Below are 16,918 nucleotides of genomic sequence, written 5' to 3'. Positions count from 1 at the left end.
ATATAACAAACGGCAAGTCCCTCACCTTATACGGTGAGAGACTCCCCTGTTCTTTATAGACTAAAATCTATATTACGCATTTCGTGCAATAATTGCTACCCAATCTTCCATTCGAAGTACTTCTTCAATTGAAAATCCAGCTGTTTCTAACGCTTCAGAAATTACTTTTTCTTTCGCCCCAATAATACCAGATGTAATAAATAATCCACCTGGCTTCACAACTCTCGCTGCATCTTCAGGGAATAGAAGAATAATTTCCGCTAGTAAATTTGCTACGATTAAATCAACCGGACCTTCAATACCTTCTAATAGACTATTCTGTCCAACATTGACAATGTCATCTGTTTTATTTAAGCGCACATTCATTTCTGCACTTTCAACTGCAACTGGGTCTAAATCATACGCTTGAACAGAAGCCGCACCTAATTTTGCCGCAGCAATACTAAGTACCCCCGAACCTGTCCCCACATCAATCACAGTATCACCTGGCTGAACCGTTTTTTCTAACGCACGAATACACATCGTCGTTGTTGGATGTGTCCCTGTACCAAACGCCATACCTGGATCTAATTCAATAATTTTTTCATCTGGAGAAGACGGTGTATACTCTTCCCACGTCGGCACAATTGTGAATGTATCAGAAATTTGAACTGGATGATAATACTTCTTCCAAGCAGTAGCCCAATCTTCCTCATCGACTTCATTAATTGTAATAGTTCCTTTACCAATTTCGATGTCGAAAGATGGTAGTGCATCAATAGATGATTTTACACCTGCAACCGTTTCGTGTAAAGAATCCGTTTGTGGGAAATATGCTTTTACCAAAACACCCTCACTTGGATATTCATCTGGGTTAAGTGCATAAATCTCACCGTATTGTTGCTTGCGCTCTTTCGTCAACTCCGCTGGGTCCTCAATCGCAACCCCGCTAGCGCCTGCTTCATGCAAAATATGAGAGACAGCTTCTACTGCTTCTTCTGTTGTATGAATACTAATTTCTGACCATTTCACAATTTACCAACTCCATTTTTTATTTCCATTATTCCCCTTTGAAAGCACGTTTAAGCTTTCTGAATAAGCTATCATCCTGCTCTTCTTGCCCTGCAAATTCACGCAATAAATCTTTTTGATGTGAAGTTAATTTCGTCGGCACAACAACACGAACGACTACATATTGATCTCCTTGACCATATCCACGTACGTTCGGAGCACCTTTTCCTTTTAAGCGGAATTCTGTTCCTGTTTGTGTTCCTGCTGGAATTTTCAGCTTCACTTTGCCATGAACTGTAGGAACTTCTACTTCCGCACCAAGTGCCATTTGCGCAAATGTTATTGGCATTTCGCAAATAATGTGATCCCCTTCGCGTTCAAAGAATTCATGATTTCTCACATGAACAACAACATATAAGTCACCTGCCGGTCCGCCATTTACGCCTGCTTCACCTTTTCCAGATACACGAATTTGTTGACCATTATCGATACCCGCTGGAATTTTAACATTGATTTTTTTACGTTTACGAACTTTACCAGAACCATGGCATGTCGTACATTTCTCTTTAATCATTTGACCTGTTCCTGAACATTGTCCACAAGCTTGACGGTTTACAATACGCCCAAATGGTGTATTTTGTTCTACACTTACTTGCCCTGATCCTGAACAATGTTTACATGTTTCTTTTGAAGTCCCTGGTTTTGCTCCACTACCCTTACAAGTATCACATGGATCCTCTACTGGAATCTCAACGTTTAATTCTTTACCAAAAATAGCTTCTTCAAACTCTAAAGTAACTTGATATTGTAAATCAGCACCTTGACGTGGAGCATTTGGATCACGACGTCTTCCGCCGCCACCGCCAAAGAATGAACTAAAGATATCTTCGAAACCGAAGCCACCGCCGAAGTCTCCTCCGCCACCGAAACCTTGATTCGGACCCGCGTGACCAAATTGATCATACTGCGCGCGTTTTTGATCGTCACTTAATACTTCGTATGCTTCTTGTACTTCTTTAAACTTTTCAATTGCATTTTCTTCTTTACTTACGTCTGGATGGTACTTTTTAGCCAAACGACGATACGCTTTTTTAATTTCATCTTTTGAAGCGCCCTGGCTAAGTCCAAGGACCTCATAATAGTCTCGTTTATTCATAAATTTACAACCCCCGAATCTTTCACATAAACGTAATTTTAACACCGAAAGAAAGTGCTTTGCAACAAAGTTTCCTCACTTACAGTATGCAAAATAAAAAACTTAAGATCCTCACACATTTCTTCTTATTCGTGAAAAAAGCCAAAGCCAAGGCACGCTTGACTTTGACTTTTTGTCATCTTACTTATTTTATTTCACTGTATTACTTGTCTTCTTTTACTTCTTCAAACTCAGCGTCTACTACATTATCTTTTTTCGCGCCAGCGTCTTGTGCTCCTTGTGCACCTTCTGCTTGCCCTGCAGCCGCTTGAGCTTGCTCGTATAATTTAACAGTTAATTGTTGTACGATTTCTTGAAGAGCATCTTTTTTCACACGGATTTCTTCAAGTTCGTTTTTCTCGATTGCCGCTTGTAATGCTTCTTTCGCTTCCGTTGCTTTCGCTACTTCAGCTGCATCTACTTTACCTTCTAAATCTTTTACAACTTTGTCTGTTTGGAATACAAGTTGGTCAGCTTCGTTACGAAGTTCAACTTCTTCCTTACGTTTTTGGTCAGCATCAGCATTTGATTCAGCTTCTTGTACCATACGATCTACTTCTTCATCAGAAAGACCTGAAGAAGATTGGATTGTAATAGTTTGCTCTTTGCTTGTACCTAAGTCTTTTGCACGTACGTTAACGATACCGTTCGCATCAATATCGAATGTTACTTCGATTTGTGGAATTCCACGTGGTGCTGGCGGAAGGTCTGTTAATTGGAAACGACCTAACGTTTTGTTGTCAGCTGACATTGGACGCTCACCTTGTAGTACGTGAATGTCTACCGCTGGTTGGTTATCAGCAGCTGTTGAGAATACTTGTGACTTACTTGTCGGAATTGTAGTGTTACGCTCGATTAGTTTCGTGAACACACCGCCCATAGTTTCGATACCTAAAGAAAGTGGAGTTACGTCTAATAATAGAACGCCCTCTACATCACCAGTAAGTACGCCACCTTGAACTGCAGCACCTAATGCTACAACTTCATCTGGGTTTACACCTTTGTATGGCTCTTTACCAGTTTCACGTTTAATTGCTTCTTGTACAGCTGGGATACGAGTAGATCCACCAACAAGGATAACTTTATCTAATTCGCTTGGAGCAAAACCAGCGTCTTTTAATGCACGACGAGTTGGCTCTAATGTTCTTTCAACAAGACCAGCTGAAATTTCTTCGAATTTAGCTCTTGTTAACGTTAATTCTAAGTGTAATGGGCCAGCAGCTCCAGCACTAATGAATGGTAATGAAATTTGTGTTTGTGTTACACCAGAAAGATCTTTCTTCGCTTTTTCAGCTGCATCTTTCAGACGTTGAAGTGCCATTTTATCTTGGCTTAAATCAATGCTATTTTCTTTTTTGAATTCAGCTACTAAATGATCGATGATAACTTGGTCAAAGTCATCTCCACCAAGACGGTTGTCACCAGCAGTTGAAATAACTTCGAATGTGCCGTCTGCTAACTCAAGGATAGATACATCAAATGTACCGCCACCTAAGTCATATACTAAGATTTTTTGCTCTTCATCTTGTTTTTCTAAACCGTAAGCAAGTGCTGCGGCTGTTGGTTCGTTAATGATACGCTCAACTTCTAAACCAGCGATACGACCAGCATCTTTCGTTGCTTGACGCTCTGCATCGTTGAAGTATGCAGGTACTGTAATAACAGCTTTCGTTACTGTTTCACCTAAGTATGCTTCAGCAGAAGCTTTTAAGTTTTGTAAAATGATTGCAGAAATTTCTTGAGGTGTAAAATCTTTACCTTCAACTTCTACTTTGTAGTCTGTACCCATATGACGTTTAACAGACATAATTGTATTTGGGTTTGTAATTGCTTGACGCTTCGCAACTTCCCCAACTTGACGCTCTTCATTTTTGAAAGCTACAACAGAAGGTGTTGTACGATTTCCTTCTGGATTTGGGATAACCTTTGGTTCTCCACCTTCCATAACAGCTACACAAGAGTTTGTTGTACCTAAGTCAATACCGATAATTTTACTCATGGCGAATCCTCCTACTTTTATGTAAATTATTGATTTACTTTTACCATTGATGGGCGAATCACACGGTCTTTTAGTTTATAACCTTTTTGGAATTCTTCAACTACCGCGTTTGATTCAAATTCACTATCTTCCACTTGCATAATAGCTTGGTGTTCATTCGGATCAAACTGTTTACCAACAGCTTCAATCGCTTCAACACCTTCCTTAGTCAACGCTTCTAGCAATTGACGATGCACCATTTCCATACCTTGTAACAAGGATTGCGTTTGCTCGTCAGTCGCTTCCACTTGCATCGCTCTTTCAAAATTATCAAGAGCTGGCAAAATATCTGAAACTAGACTTTGTGCTCTATATTTATCAGCAGCCTGTTTATCCATTTGGACACGGCGCTTATAATTTTCAAAATCAGCTTGTAGACGTAATGTGCGACCTTCCGTTTCCGTTAGTTTCGCTTGTAACTCATCTACTTTTTCTTGTAAAAGAGCAGCCTCACTTTTTTCTTCTACAGTTTTTTCACTGTTTTCTGGCGTGACAGCTTCTTCAACTTGCGCTTCTTTCTCTTCTTCTACCACTTGTTCGTTACGCTCTTCCACAATTTTCACCTCCTTAAAAGGTATTAGGTATCATGCTTAGCATGATTACCTAAGCATTATATATTACACACAGCAATGAAAATTTCATCACTTGAGCGAATGTATTACTTTCATTTACTTTTTAAGTCCGTCTGTAAATTGTCTTGTAAATAACTGCAGTAAACTAATTACACGAGAGTATTGCATTCTCGTCGGACCTAAAATTGCAATTGTTCCAAGTTGCTCTTCTCCAATCGAATACGTTGCAGAAATCAAACTGCAATCCTCCATTGCCGTAGAAGAATTTTCTCTACCAATTTTCACTTGAATTCCGACTTGTTTATGACGCAAAATGTCATAAAACGCAGCCTCATTATCGATCATCGTCAGCAAAGATCTTACTTTGTGAATGTCATGGAACTCTGGTTGCGAAAGCATATTTGCTTTTCCTCCAAAGTATATCTTTTCCGATAAAGGGACTTGAAATGTACCATCTAACATTTTTATTGCACTATCGTAATTATGAACATACCCACGCAAGACTGTAACAATCTCTTTAAAGATTTTATTATGAAGTTCTGCCATAGGTATACCAGATAGCTTTTCATTTAAAATATTAACCATTTTTTCTAAATCTGATAAATCAACAGATTCCGGAACGGTAATCGTTTTACTTTGCACATGCCCTGTATCTGTTACAATAATAGCGACTGCTGTTTGACGATCAAGCGGTACAATTTGTACATTTTTAAGTTTATTTGTGCTCAATTTGGGACCAAGAACAATGGCCGTATAATTCGTAAGCTCTGATAAAATTTGAGCTGATTGTTGTGCAATTTTTTCTGCTTCAAAAATTCTTTCAGCAAATAAATCTTTAATTTGTACAATTTCATCGGTCGGTAAGTTTTGCGGCGCTAAAAGATGGTCTACATAAAATCGGTATCCTTTTTCAGAAGGAACACGCCCAGAAGAACTATGCGTTTTTTCAATAAATCCTAATTCTTCTAAATCAGCCATTTCATTTCGAATAGTAGCTGGACTAAACGTAATTTCATCTTTCTTAGCCAACGTCCTCGAACCAACTGGTTGCGCTGATCCAATAAAGTCATCAACAATTGTTTGTAAAATTAAGAGCTGACGTTCCGTAAGCATCTCATCATCACCTCTGTTAGCACTCTTTGTCTTCGAGTGCTAAATCTATTAATAACTTACCAAAATTGACATTCAATTGTCAACGGAAACGTCACGAAATAACAAAAAATTTTCGCGCTTATGGCACATTTAATTAATCAATCAAAAATGACTGGAATACTTCATTCCCTAATAGCTTCCCTTTCCTCGTTAAACAAACATGTCCATCTCTGTTTTCAAGTAATCCTTGCTCTTGATTACTTTGTAACTGCTTTGCAAAAACATGGTCCATCTCCACATTAAATTTCTTTTGGAATTCTAACTTAGAAACACCTTTTGTTTTTCGAAGTCCTAAGAACAACTCTTCTTCCATTTTTTCTTTCTCTGTCACTGGGTGAACATCTAAATATGGAAATCCTGTCTCATCAATTTTAGTGAAATATTGCTTGAGCGGACCTACATTTTGAATTCGTTCCCCGTTCACATAACTATGCGCTCCAGCTCCAAATCCATAATACTCTTCATTATTCCAGTATGTGAGATTATGTCTACTTTCATTATTACCTTTTGAGAAGTTACTAATCTCATACTGGTTATAACCATGTTTCTCCATTTCATCCATTACTATTTCGTACATTTTCGCTTCATGGTCTTCACCTGGAAGTCTTAATTTCCCTTTATTCATTAAGTTATAAAACACGGTTTTCGGTTCCACAATTAAGGAATATGCCGAGAAATGTTGTACACCAAGCGTAAAGGCAATGTCTAATGTTTCCTTTACATCTTCTATCGTCTGTCCTGGCAGAGCATAAATTAAATCTACATTAATATTTGTAAAACCGACTTCCTGCGCTTCTCGAATCGCTACGAATGCATCTTCTCTCGTATGTCTGCGTCCAATCTTCTCAAGTAGCTCATCACGAAACGTTTGCACACCAAAACTAATTCGGTTTACTCCACCTTCTAGCAATACGTTCAACTTCTCTTTCGGTAAATCACCTGGATTCGCTTCAAATGTTAATTCACAATTCGGCGCAAATGGACGCAAACGACGGTTAATGATGTCGAGTAGTTTTTTTGTTTGCTCCATATTTAAAGCTGTCGGAGTTCCTCCGCCAACAAAAATCGTTTTCATACTTTCAAACGGTACTTTTTGAACCGTATTTATTATTTCTTTCTCTAAATATTGTAAGTATTGATCAACCGGTTGGCGTTCAATAAATACTTTATTAAAATCACAATAGTGACAAATATGCTGACAAAATGGAATATGAATATATGCAGCTTGTACCAAATATAACTCCTACCTTTCTAAAAAGAAAACCTCCGCACTCCGGAGGATTCTTTACTTCTCTACTGTATTACGGATTTGTTCCATTCGCATTTTTCCCCAATCATACATCATTTCAACGATCGGTAAAAGCGACATACCTAATTCCGTCATATAGTACTCAACACGCGGAGGAATTTCCGGGTATACCGTTCGATCAACAATCCCGTCCTCCATTAACTCTTTCAATTGATTTGACAAAACTTTATGAGAAATGCTCGGGAACAGACGTTGCAATTCACTAAAACGATGCGGACCTTCCACACCTAAGTGCCACAATATCACAACTTTCCACTTCCCACTAATTATAGAAAGCGTCAGTTCCTTTTCGCAATTAAAATTACCTTTTTGTATTTTCTCTCGAATATCTTTTCGAATATTTTCGGACATTAATAGTCTCCTAACTCTATATCAATCACTAAAAAGCTCTCTCACTATTGTAAATGAGAGATGATAAGATGTCTAAAAAGTAGCATATAAAAAAGAAGCCGAACGAACGGCTTCTACTTTTATCACGATTGGTGCGGGCTAATAATTAGCGAAGAATAGAAAAATCTCCACTAATTATAGTTCACTCCATTAGTTATCATCCATTTTCAGTACAGCCATGAATGCTTCTTGCGGCACTTCTACAGAACCAACAGACTTCATACGTTTTTTACCTTCTTTTTGCTTATCAAGAAGTTTACGCTTACGAGAAATGTCACCACCGTAACATTTTGCAAGTACGTTTTTACGCATCGCCTTAATTGTAGAACGAGATACAACTTTATTTCCGATAGTCGCCTGAATTGGCACTTCAAACTGTTGTCTTGGAATTAATTTCTTTAATTTCTCTACAATTACTTTACCACGGTCATACGCTGAATCACGATGTACAATAAATGATAAAGCATCCACTTGTTCATTATTTAAAAGAATATCCATTTTCACAAGTTTAGATGGTTTATAACCAATTAACTCGTAGTCAAATGATGCATATCCTTTCGTATTTGATTTCAATTGATCGAAGAAATCATATACGATTTCTGATAACGGGATTTCATATGTCAATGTAACACGTGTTTCATCTAAATATTGCATATCAATAAACGTTCCACGTTTCCCTTGGCAAATTTCCATTACAGCTCCAACATAGTCATTCGGAACCATAATTGCAGCCTTCACAAACGGCTCTTCTACACGATCGATAGTCTGTGGATCTGGCATATTAGATGGATTATCAACAATAAAATCTTCACCGTTTGTTAAATACACTTTATAAATAACACTTGGCGCTGTTGTAATTAAGTCAATCTTGAATTCACGTTCAATACGTTCTTGAATAATCTCCATGTGAAGAAGCCCTAAGAAACCACAACGGAAACCAAAACCTAAAGCTTGAGATGTTTCAGGCTCAAATTCAAGAGCAGAATCATTCAATTCTAGTTTTTCTAACGCATCACGTAAGTCGTTATAACGTGCAGAATCGATTGGATATAAACCACAGAATACCATTGGGTTTAATTTTCGATACCCTTTTAACGGCTCTGCAGCCGGACGTTTCGCATGTGTGATCGTATCACCTACGCGTGTATCACCTACGTTTTTAATAGATGCCGCTAAGAAACCTACATCACCTACTGTTAACTCGTCACGTTGCGTCGTTTTCGGTGTAAACACACCTACTTCTGTTACTTCAAATTCTTTTCCAGTTGCCATCATACGTACTTTATCGCCAACTTTTACCGTTCCATTTACAACACGGATATATGCAATTACACCACGGTACGGATCATATAAAGAATCGAAAATCATACATTGTAACGGCTCTTCTGAATCACCTGTTGGAGCTGGTACCTTTTCAACGATTTGTTCTAAAATATCTTCAATACCAATGCCAGCTTTCGCTGAAGCAAGTACAGCTTCCGATGCATCTAAACCAATTACATCTTCTACCTCTTGACGTACGCGTTCTGGGTCTGCACTTGGTAAGTCGATTTTATTAATAACTGGTAAGATTTCTAAATTATTATCAAGCGCTAAATATACGTTCGCTAATGTTTGCGCCTCAATTCCTTGCGCTGCATCCACTACAAGAATTGCACCTTCACAAGCCGCTAAACTACGAGATACTTCGTACGTAAAATCGACGTGTCCTGGAGTATCGATTAAGTGAAGAATATACTCTTCACCGTCTTTCGCTTTATACGTTAGTTGTACTGCATTTAATTTAATTGTAATACCACGCTCACGCTCCAACTCCATAGAGTCAAGCAATTGCGCCTTCATTTCGCGCTGTGCCAACGCGTTTGTTTTCTCCAAAATACGGTCTGCCAACGTTGATTTCCCGTGGTCAATGTGAGCAATGATGGAGAAGTTACGAATTTTGGACTGTCTTTTTGCTCTTTCTTCTTTATTCATCTATGTTCTCAACTCCTAATAGTCTCGCCAATATACACTAGCACTGATTATATCAATAGAGCAGCAAAGATTCAATGAAAACTCGTGCTGCTTACAATACAAATCACTCTATCTATATCTTATGCGAACAAACCATAAGAGACAAACCTTTTTCAAATTAAAAGACAGCTCTCTTACAAACATAAGACAACCATCCTTCCCGCTACCCTTAACTAAAAATTCCTTTTATTGCCCCAACAACTATATCCGTTCCAAACTTTGTCATATCACGAGCAACACTTGCTATCGCCATACCGATACCTTCTACAACATTAAAACTTCTTAAGCTTTCTAACTGTTTTTGTTTTTCAATAGCCGAAAACGTCTCTCCCGAAATTTCCGATTCAGCCCCAGCGCCTTCTGTTCCTGTCATATGAGCAATTTGTTCATATGACAGCTGACGATATCCCTTCATACTTTTTAGACCATGATTAGCGAGTCCCACTCCAGCTATCATCATAAGCAAACATAAGACTGTACCGCATATACATAACAGCGTAAATTGACTCAAGCTATTTCTGCCTCTTTCCATCAATGTGTATATGCCCCTGTATTATCCTGATCAATCTGATGATGCAGCGCTGCATTTAAACCGCTGGCTATTACATTTGCCATATCCTCAATAAACGCATCTACTTCTTTTGGAGTTACCATTAAATTATGACCAAGAGGAGATAACACTTCATAAATTAACTTTCTCTTTTCTTCTTCTTCTAACGTACCAATAGCTCCTAAAAACATATTTCGACTCTTTTCATCCGGCATATCTTCTTCTGTTAATTTTTTCTTTTCTCCAAATGTAAAACCTGCTGGCAATAAAGAGCGTGACGGTTTGTTTCCTTCTTTCAGTTCCCGGCCAAAATGTTTCAAAATAAAATCAATTGTATCACTCGTAATCGAAACAGCATCTACCACAGTTGGCACACCAATTGCGATAACAGGAATACCTAATGTTTCTTTACTTAGTTCCTTACGCTTATTCCCAACACCAGATCCTGGATGAATTCCTGTATCAGAAATTTGTATCGTACTATTTACTCGTTCAATAGAACGCGCAGCTAATGCATCAATTGCGATGACAAAGTCTGGTTTTGTCTTCTCAATAATTCCGTAAATGACATCGCTCGTTTCAATCCCTGTAATTCCCATTACCCCTGGACGAATGGCACTAACAGGTCTAAACCCTTCTTCCACACTTTCAGGCTGCAATTTAAACAAATGTCTCGTCACCAATACGTTCTCTACAACTATCGGTCCGAGTGCATCCGGCGTTACATTCCAATTCCCAAGACCTACGATTAAACAACTCGCTTCTTTTGAAACTCCAACCTCTTCTAAGAAATAAGAAAATTCTTTTGCAAAAATACGCTCTACCTTTTGCTGAAGTTCCGTATCTTGTTGTCGTATACCTTGCACCTCAAGAGTTAAATAACTTCCAGGTTTTTTCCCCATCGACTCAGATGCAATTTCATCAATAGTTACTTTTGTAATTGTAACTCCCTCTTCTTCCCTCTCTTTTACAATAACTCCCTGTATCCCTTTTTGTTCTTCTTGGCGCTCTTGTAGCATTTGGTGCACCTCTACAGCAAGGTCAGTTCTAACACTATATTTACTTAAATCTAATGGTTCTTTCATCGTATCTCCTCCGTAATTCATAGTAAATATCGTTAGATTTCCCCAAGTTATATTAGGTCATTCTTTCCTTTACGTGAAATTTCATTGATATACTATTGCAATTCTCTTCACCGTTTGATAAAATATCACTTGTTCTATGTAAGAATCGAGTCATTCGATTGCACCAGGGAGGTGAAAAGTATGGCAAACATCAAATCTGCTATCAAACGCGCTAAACTTAGCGAAGAGCGTCGTTCACATAACGCTTCTATCAAGTCTGACATGCGTACTGCTGTTAAAACTGTAGAAACTTTAGTTACTAATAACGATCTTGAAAATGCTAAAGAAGCTTTCAAAACTGCTTCTAAAAAACTTGACAAAGCAGCTCGTAAAGGTCTTATCCACCAAAACGCTGCAGCTCGTCAAAAATCTCGCTTAGCGAAACAAGTAAACGCGTAAGGCGTTTAAAAAACGATCCATTCGGATCGTTTTTTATATACACAAAAAAGTTCACGTACTAAGTACGTGAACTTTTTTGTGTCACTACATATGATTTAACCGCATTAAGAAAAACTCAAGCACAAGTTTCTTATCCATCTTTCCAGTCTTCATACTATAATCAGCTTCCGCCAATTCTATAATAACTTTTTTTAATTCTTCAAAAGAGAAAAACTTCGTTTGATTCATCGCCAACTTTACCCGGTACGGATGTACACCAATATGGGACGCGATTTGATTTTGTCCGTAACCACGCTGTTGCAACTCTTTCACTTGATGTAGCAAGCGGAACTGACTTACTAATAAAGCGAGCAGTTTAATCGGTTCTTCCTGCTGTGTAAATAATCCGTCTAAAATTTGCATCGCACCAGCGATATCTTTTTTCACCACTTTTTCTGTTAAAGCAAACACGTTTTGCTCAACAGATTTCGGCACAAGTTCCGTGACAAGTTTTGGCGTAATTTCTCCGCCCATACCGACGTATAACGTTAACTTGTCCATTTCCTTCGCCAACATTGTTACATTACTTCCCACAAGCTCTAACAATAAACTAACAGCTGCATTATCAATATGCACATGCACCTCATCCGCACGAGAAACAATCCACTTCTGAACATCCTGCACTTGCATCGCATTTGCTTCTATTACATCCGCTGTTTTCTTTAATAGTTTTGTAATTTTTTTTCGTTCGTCTAATTTTTCATAAGGCGCAACAAAAACAAGAATAGAAAAAGGAGAGGGCTCCCCAATATATTCTTCTAAAATTTTTATATTTTGTTCTAATTTTTCTTTTTGTGCCGTTAAAAATAGTGGTGATTTTATTAATATAACTTTACGCTCTCCAAAAAAAGGAAGCGTATGCGCATCCTCAACTACATCTTCTAAATACGCTTCTTCCAAATCGTATGTCACAACATTAAACTCTCGATCTTCCTCTTCAAGCGCGTACGTTGTAATAAGCTTTATCGTTTCATTTATAAAATAGGCTTCCGTTCCATACAGTACATACAACGGAGCGAACTGTTTCTTTTTAATCTTCTTATGTATATCACTCATATTTTTTCCTACTCCCTAACTTGGCAATATATATTTATACTAATGCCCTAGCTTTTGTTTTACAAGTACAAAGGGACGGTCTTTATAACCCGCCCCTTTATTTATATAAAACGCCACGCAATAAGCCCCGGATTTCTTATTGGTGTGCGGTAATCACCTTCCCTTTATTATTTACAATAATAATCTTAGTATAAGTGCCAACTGTTAACATGATTGGAAATGAAAAATTCACGCTACTTAACTAACTAGAAAAAGTATACAAATACTCTATTTCACTTCATATGGAAATTGTAGATTTTTTTCTGACAATATTTTATACTAAAATGGAATGTTGGGGAGGGATTCTAAATGAATGATTTTGAACAAAACGTTCAAAGTAAACGCAATGACGCTATTGATTCAGGGGTAGGATTTATCGTCTCATTTGGTTTTTTCGCAACACTTTTCATTATTGCAACTGTTATTAAATTCATCGGTTCTTAAAGGCTGCTGCTTAACGGCAGTCTTCTTTTTTTCATCTTCTATGTGTTTCATCATATGTGATTTTACTTTGAAAGGTTCCTTTTTCTCCATTAAAAACATAGGAAATAGCACCTTGCTTATCCGTACGCCATATATCAATACCCATCTTCTTAAAACGCTCTATAACTTCCTTATGCGGGTGCCCATACCTATTACGCTCCCCCACAGAAATAATCGCTACAGCAGGCTGTACAAGGCTTAAAAATGGGTCTGTAGACGATGTTTTACTCCCATGGTGGGCAACTTTTAAAATATTAGCCCGCAAATCAGGATATGTTGATACTATAAACTTTTCTCCTTCTTCTTCTAGATCACCCGTAAATAGCCATGTTAGTCCCCCTAGTCTGGCCCATAGTACAATCGAAGAGTCATTTTCTCCCTTTTCTTTCCCCTTTGGAGCTAATACGAAAAATTCCGCTTCATTTACCCTCCAACCTTCCCCTTCTCCTACTACACTTATCTTCACGCTCTTTTCTAACGCCTTTTTCTTCACCACTTTTTCCAATACAGCATCTTGTTCCTTTCTCCCAAATACAACTTCTTTTACAATAATAGATGACAGCAAATCCAGCGCAGCACCTATATGATCCGCATCTCCGTGCGTTACAATTAATTTATCAATCGTTTTTATACCTTCTTTTTGTAAAAAAGGAACAAGAATATCATGCCCAACAGAAAATTCATGCTTTTTCTGTTGCCACGCTTCCTTCTTGACAGAAAGGGCTCCTCCTGTATCAATAAGATAAACCTCTTTATCGTATGGAAGACGAATTAATATCGCATCTCCCTGTCCAACATCAAGAAATGTAACACTCCCACTTTCGCGAAAATATGGATATACATAATGACAAGTACTAATAAAAAGAAACACACCCACAACTATGCACAAAATTTTTTTCGTTATTACCCTTTCCCAAATCACAAATATACTAACGATACTAAAACAATATATAGCCACAAGAAATAAAGGAGTTTGACCAAAAGTAAGTCGGATGAAAGGGAAACTTTCACAGTAACTTAGAAAATCATTAGAAATGGTTAAACATAGTGAAAGTACATATGCAATTCCTTTTGCGAAAAATGGAATAACCGGCATACATATAAGAATAATGATGCTACATGGCAATACAATAATGGATAGAAAAGGAACATATATAAGATTGAGGAAAATGCTATAAGGAGAAAAATAACCAAAATGATATAACAAGATGGGGGTACTAGCGAGCTGTGAAATTATAGAAATGTAAATAGAATTTCGAACTATCCCATTACTACGTCCTAATAATATCGGCGCAGATAGTAGTAAAGAAAAACTACCTACAAATGAGAATTGAAATCCAATGTTGAAAATAAGATACGGATCGTATATAAGCATACATATAGCCGTTATACTTAAGGCGTCTAGACTAGATAAGCGAACAGAGCATATGAAAGCTACCAATAATAAAACTCCTGTTATAGAAGCCCTCACAACAGATGGCGACGCCCCAGCTATGATCATATACAGAGGAATGCAAACTATAAGGCATACTGTTGCTATCTCTTTCGTCACACCACTTCTTAGAAAAACAAAATACATTATAACCATTAATAATACGATATGCGATCCTGAAATTGCTAACAAATGTATAAGACCAAATTGTTGATATTGCTCTTCTACTTCAAACGTCATTTGTTGTCGATCTCCAAATAATAATGCGTTCATAAATGCACCTGATTGTTCCGGGAACATTTCTGTAACTTTCGAGATTGTTTGTTGCCTGAGAAGGAAAATCCATTGCACGAGTGACAACGATGTTTTTTGACATTCAGAAATGTATGTCACATCAAATATAAAATGTATTTTTTGCTGATATAAATAATTACGATAATCAAAAACATGAAAATTCCGGGAAGTTTGTGGTTCTTTCACCTCCCCTTTAAATGTACACGATATACCTGCATGTAATTGTTGCAACTGCTTCTTTTCCGAAGCAGATTGTATTTTATAATTTAACTGCACTAAGTTTTTATTCTGATCTTCAATTTGAAAAGAGAGACGATCCCCATTAATTAGAGGTGTATTTTGCACGACCCCTCGTGTAACTTCATAGGACTCCCCTAGCGGCTTATTTAGACTCTGAACATACGTGGTGTACATAACGCCACTAAAACACGCTATTATACAAAATATGAAGGTTTTACGCGAAGTACGATATAAACAAAATAAAACATAACAAACGAAACAACAAGCAGCCAACAAATGCGATGCGGAAAAGGTAATTGCAATCCCAATTATAAACGAGATTGCAACATAGCCCCATTGCCCATTCAACTCATACTCACTCCTTATAGCATCATTTTCGCTTTAGTGAATACACGCTGTAATTCTTCCATTGATAAATTATCTTTTTCTAAAGCTGCGAATAATTCCTTTAGCTGTAAATGACGCTCTTGTTCCTCTAGCGATGTAATATCGTATTCTAGCGGAACGTGCTTTACTGTTACACTCGCTTGTTCAAATAACTCTACGGCATACGGATGATTTTTATAGTCCTGTGCATAATAAACCGCTGTAACACCACTTTGAATAATCGCCTTACAGCACTGCAAACAAGGAAAATGTGTGACATAAATTTCCGCTTCCTCTGTTTTTGCACCAAATTTCGCACATTGCAATAAAGCATTCATTTCAGCATGAATTGTACGAACGCAATGATTATCAATGACATAGCAACCATCGTCTATACAATGCACACCACCTTTAATTGAACCGTTATATCCACCAGCAATAATTCGTTTATCACGAACGATTGTCGCTCCTACCGCAAGCCTTGTACATGTACTACGTAAAGATAGTAGATGGCTTTGTGTCATAAAATATTGATCCCATGAAATTCGTTCCATATTTTTCACCTTCTTTTTTGTCTACTTGTAGTGTAGCGAAAAAAGAAAAACTTCGTCAATCTTTTATGGAATAATAATTTGATCTTTTATTTTCTCTAAAGACTTCGCACCAATCCCATCAATTTCTAATAAATCTTCTATTTTCTGAAACGGACCATGTTCTTCTCGGTATTTCAAAATACTTTCCGCTTTCCGAGAACCAATGCCTGTTATTTTTTCAAGTTGCTCTTTAGAAGCTGTATTTATTTGCACTTTACCCTCGCTTTTTGAAAAAGTAGTCCCTTCTTGCACTGGCTCATTCTTGTTAGGAACATACAGAAGCATTTGGTCTTGGACCATTTGCGCCAAATTCACTTTCTTCACATCTGCATCCGGCAACAAACCACCAGCTTTTTCAACCGCCTCCTTCACCCGGTCCCCTTCCTTCATTTCATACACACCCTCTTTAAAAACCGCCCCTTTCACATCAATTATAATTATTTTTTTCTGCTCCTTTGTATCCAATACTTTCGGTTTACTTTTTTTCTCCACATCTTTTACTTGAACTTCCGTTGTAATGAGCGATCGCTCTGTTTGCTGATTCGTTTTCCAGAAAAAAAGAAAAATCAAAGTGCCAATAATAACCACTAATCCCAACCATTTTTTCGGAAAATCCCACATCATTTTACACCTCTAATCATAAA

Annotated in this window: 16 protein-coding genes; 2 read left to right on the top strand and 14 right to left on the bottom strand. The window is 37.6% G+C overall.

What is annotated here, in order from left to right:
• Positions 1–72 precede the first annotated feature (72 nt).
• The 10 genes from prmA to gpr form a co-directional block, all read right to left on the bottom strand.
• Positions 73–1,011 (bottom strand): 50S ribosomal protein L11 methyltransferase, encoded by a 939-nt coding sequence (gene prmA, locus AC0IXC_RS10125; RefSeq protein ID WP_002067162.1) that lies wholly within the window; start codon positions 1,009–1,011, stop codon positions 73–75.
• Positions 1,012–1,039: 28 nt separating this feature from the next.
• Positions 1,040–2,146, bottom strand: coding sequence for a chaperone protein DnaJ (gene dnaJ / locus AC0IXC_RS10120; protein WP_471652864.1), 1,107 nt, complete (start codon positions 2,144–2,146; stop codon positions 1,040–1,042).
• Positions 2,147–2,348: 202 nt separating this feature from the next.
• Positions 2,349–4,184, bottom strand: coding sequence for a chaperone protein DnaK (gene dnaK, locus AC0IXC_RS10115; RefSeq protein ID WP_002015198.1), 1,836 nt, complete (start codon positions 4,182–4,184; stop codon positions 2,349–2,351).
• Positions 4,185–4,210: 26 nt separating this feature from the next.
• A complete protein-coding gene (gene grpE / locus AC0IXC_RS10110; protein WP_471652863.1) occupies positions 4,211–4,777 on the bottom strand; it encodes a nucleotide exchange factor GrpE in 567 nt (188 codons plus the stop codon).
• A gap of 114 nt (positions 4,778–4,891) precedes the next feature.
• Positions 4,892–5,908: a heat-inducible transcriptional repressor HrcA gene (gene hrcA / locus AC0IXC_RS10105; RefSeq protein ID WP_002034070.1), complete on the bottom strand. Its 1,017-nt coding sequence runs from the start codon at positions 5,906–5,908 to the stop codon at positions 4,892–4,894.
• Between the two features lie 133 nt (positions 5,909–6,041).
• Positions 6,042–7,181, bottom strand: coding sequence for a radical SAM family heme chaperone HemW (gene hemW / locus AC0IXC_RS10100; protein WP_137076040.1), 1,140 nt, complete (start codon positions 7,179–7,181; stop codon positions 6,042–6,044).
• A 51-nt stretch (positions 7,182–7,232) separates the two neighbouring features.
• Positions 7,233–7,607 (bottom strand): winged helix-turn-helix transcriptional regulator, encoded by a 375-nt coding sequence (locus tag AC0IXC_RS10095; protein ID WP_002015203.1) that lies wholly within the window; start codon positions 7,605–7,607, stop codon positions 7,233–7,235.
• Between the two features lie 189 nt (positions 7,608–7,796).
• Positions 7,797–9,620: an elongation factor 4 gene (lepA, locus tag AC0IXC_RS10090; protein WP_002034072.1), complete on the bottom strand. Its 1,824-nt coding sequence runs from the start codon at positions 9,618–9,620 to the stop codon at positions 7,797–7,799.
• Between the two features lie 208 nt (positions 9,621–9,828).
• Positions 9,829–10,191, bottom strand: coding sequence for a DUF3679 domain-containing protein (locus AC0IXC_RS10085; RefSeq protein ID WP_063607626.1), 363 nt, complete (start codon positions 10,189–10,191; stop codon positions 9,829–9,831).
• Positions 10,191–11,294 (bottom strand): GPR endopeptidase, encoded by a 1,104-nt coding sequence (gpr, locus tag AC0IXC_RS10080; RefSeq protein ID WP_471652862.1) that lies wholly within the window; start codon positions 11,292–11,294, stop codon positions 10,191–10,193. The genes AC0IXC_RS10085 and gpr overlap by 1 nt, the downstream gene beginning before the upstream one ends.
• Positions 11,295–11,474: 180 nt before the next feature.
• Here gpr and rpsT point away from each other — a divergent pair, with 180 nt between their 5' ends.
• Complete coding sequence (gene rpsT / locus AC0IXC_RS10075; protein ID WP_002088694.1) at positions 11,475–11,732, top strand: 30S ribosomal protein S20; 258 nt, start codon at positions 11,475–11,477, stop codon at positions 11,730–11,732.
• Positions 11,733–11,816: 84 nt separating this feature from the next.
• On the opposite strand, the gene holA is transcribed toward rpsT, so the two are convergent.
• A complete protein-coding gene (holA, locus tag AC0IXC_RS10070; protein WP_002067332.1) occupies positions 11,817–12,827 on the bottom strand; it encodes a DNA polymerase III subunit delta in 1,011 nt (336 codons plus the stop codon).
• 348 nt (positions 12,828–13,175) lie between these two features.
• Here holA and AC0IXC_RS10065 point away from each other — a divergent pair, with 348 nt between their 5' ends.
• Entirely contained in the window at positions 13,176–13,310 is a 135-nt protein-coding gene (locus AC0IXC_RS10065) for a YqzM family protein (protein ID WP_000997609.1), read from the top strand.
• Positions 13,311–13,341: 31 nt separating this feature from the next.
• Here the strand turns inward: AC0IXC_RS10065 and AC0IXC_RS10060 are convergent, their stop codons facing one another.
• The 3 genes from AC0IXC_RS10060 to AC0IXC_RS10050 form a co-directional block, all read right to left on the bottom strand.
• On the bottom strand, positions 13,342–15,663 hold the full coding sequence (locus AC0IXC_RS10060; RefSeq protein WP_471652861.1) for a DNA internalization-related competence protein ComEC/Rec2: 2,322 nt from the start codon (positions 15,661–15,663) through the stop codon (positions 13,342–13,344).
• 14 nt (positions 15,664–15,677) lie between these two features.
• The gene (locus AC0IXC_RS10055) at positions 15,678–16,235 is read right to left on the bottom strand and encodes a ComE operon protein 2 (protein WP_002088698.1); all 558 of its coding nucleotides are present in this window, start codon (positions 16,233–16,235) and stop codon (positions 15,678–15,680) included.
• 63 nt (positions 16,236–16,298) lie between these two features.
• Positions 16,299–16,898 carry a helix-hairpin-helix domain-containing protein gene (locus tag AC0IXC_RS10050; protein WP_063218883.1) on the bottom strand — a complete coding sequence of 200 codons (600 nt, stop codon included), beginning with the start codon at positions 16,896–16,898 and terminating at the stop codon, positions 16,299–16,301.
• Between the last annotated feature and the right edge of the window lie 20 nt (positions 16,899–16,918).

It is taken from the genome of Bacillus sp. AC266 (genome assembly GCF_979253805.1).
Note: the sequence above shows the minus strand (reverse complement) of the source record. Positions and strands in the feature narration are given on the sequence as shown.

Bases quoted from the DNA above. Each gene is read 5' to 3' on its own strand.
- dnaJ (WP_471652864.1), bottom strand. From the start codon at position 2,146: ATGAATAAACGAGACTATTATGAGGTCCTTGGACTTAGCCAGGGCGCT.
- dnaK (WP_002015198.1), bottom strand. From the start codon at position 4,184: ATGAGTAAAATTATCGGTATTGACTTAGGTACAACAAACTCTTGTGTA.
- hrcA (WP_002034070.1), bottom strand. From the start codon at position 5,908: ATGCTTACGGAACGTCAGCTCTTAATTTTACAAACAATTGTTGATGAC.
- AC0IXC_RS10095 (WP_002015203.1), bottom strand. From the start codon at position 7,607: ATGTCCGAAAATATTCGAAAAGATATTCGAGAGAAAATACAAAAAGGT.
- lepA (WP_002034072.1), bottom strand. From the start codon at position 9,620: ATGAATAAAGAAGAAAGAGCAAAAAGACAGTCCAAAATTCGTAACTTC.
- AC0IXC_RS10085 (WP_063607626.1), bottom strand. From the start codon at position 10,191: ATGGAAAGAGGCAGAAATAGCTTGAGTCAATTTACGCTGTTATGTATA.
- gpr (WP_471652862.1), bottom strand. From the start codon at position 11,294: ATGAAAGAACCATTAGATTTAAGTAAATATAGTGTTAGAACTGACCTT.
- rpsT (WP_002088694.1), top strand. From the start codon at position 11,475: ATGGCAAACATCAAATCTGCTATCAAACGCGCTAAACTTAGCGAAGAG.
- holA (WP_002067332.1), bottom strand. From the start codon at position 12,827: ATGAGTGATATACATAAGAAGATTAAAAAGAAACAGTTCGCTCCGTTG.
- AC0IXC_RS10065 (WP_000997609.1), top strand. From the start codon at position 13,176: ATGAATGATTTTGAACAAAACGTTCAAAGTAAACGCAATGACGCTATT.
- AC0IXC_RS10055 (WP_002088698.1), bottom strand. From the start codon at position 16,235: ATGGAACGAATTTCATGGGATCAATATTTTATGACACAAAGCCATCTA.
- AC0IXC_RS10050 (WP_063218883.1), bottom strand. From the start codon at position 16,898: ATGATGTGGGATTTTCCGAAAAAATGGTTGGGATTAGTGGTTATTATT.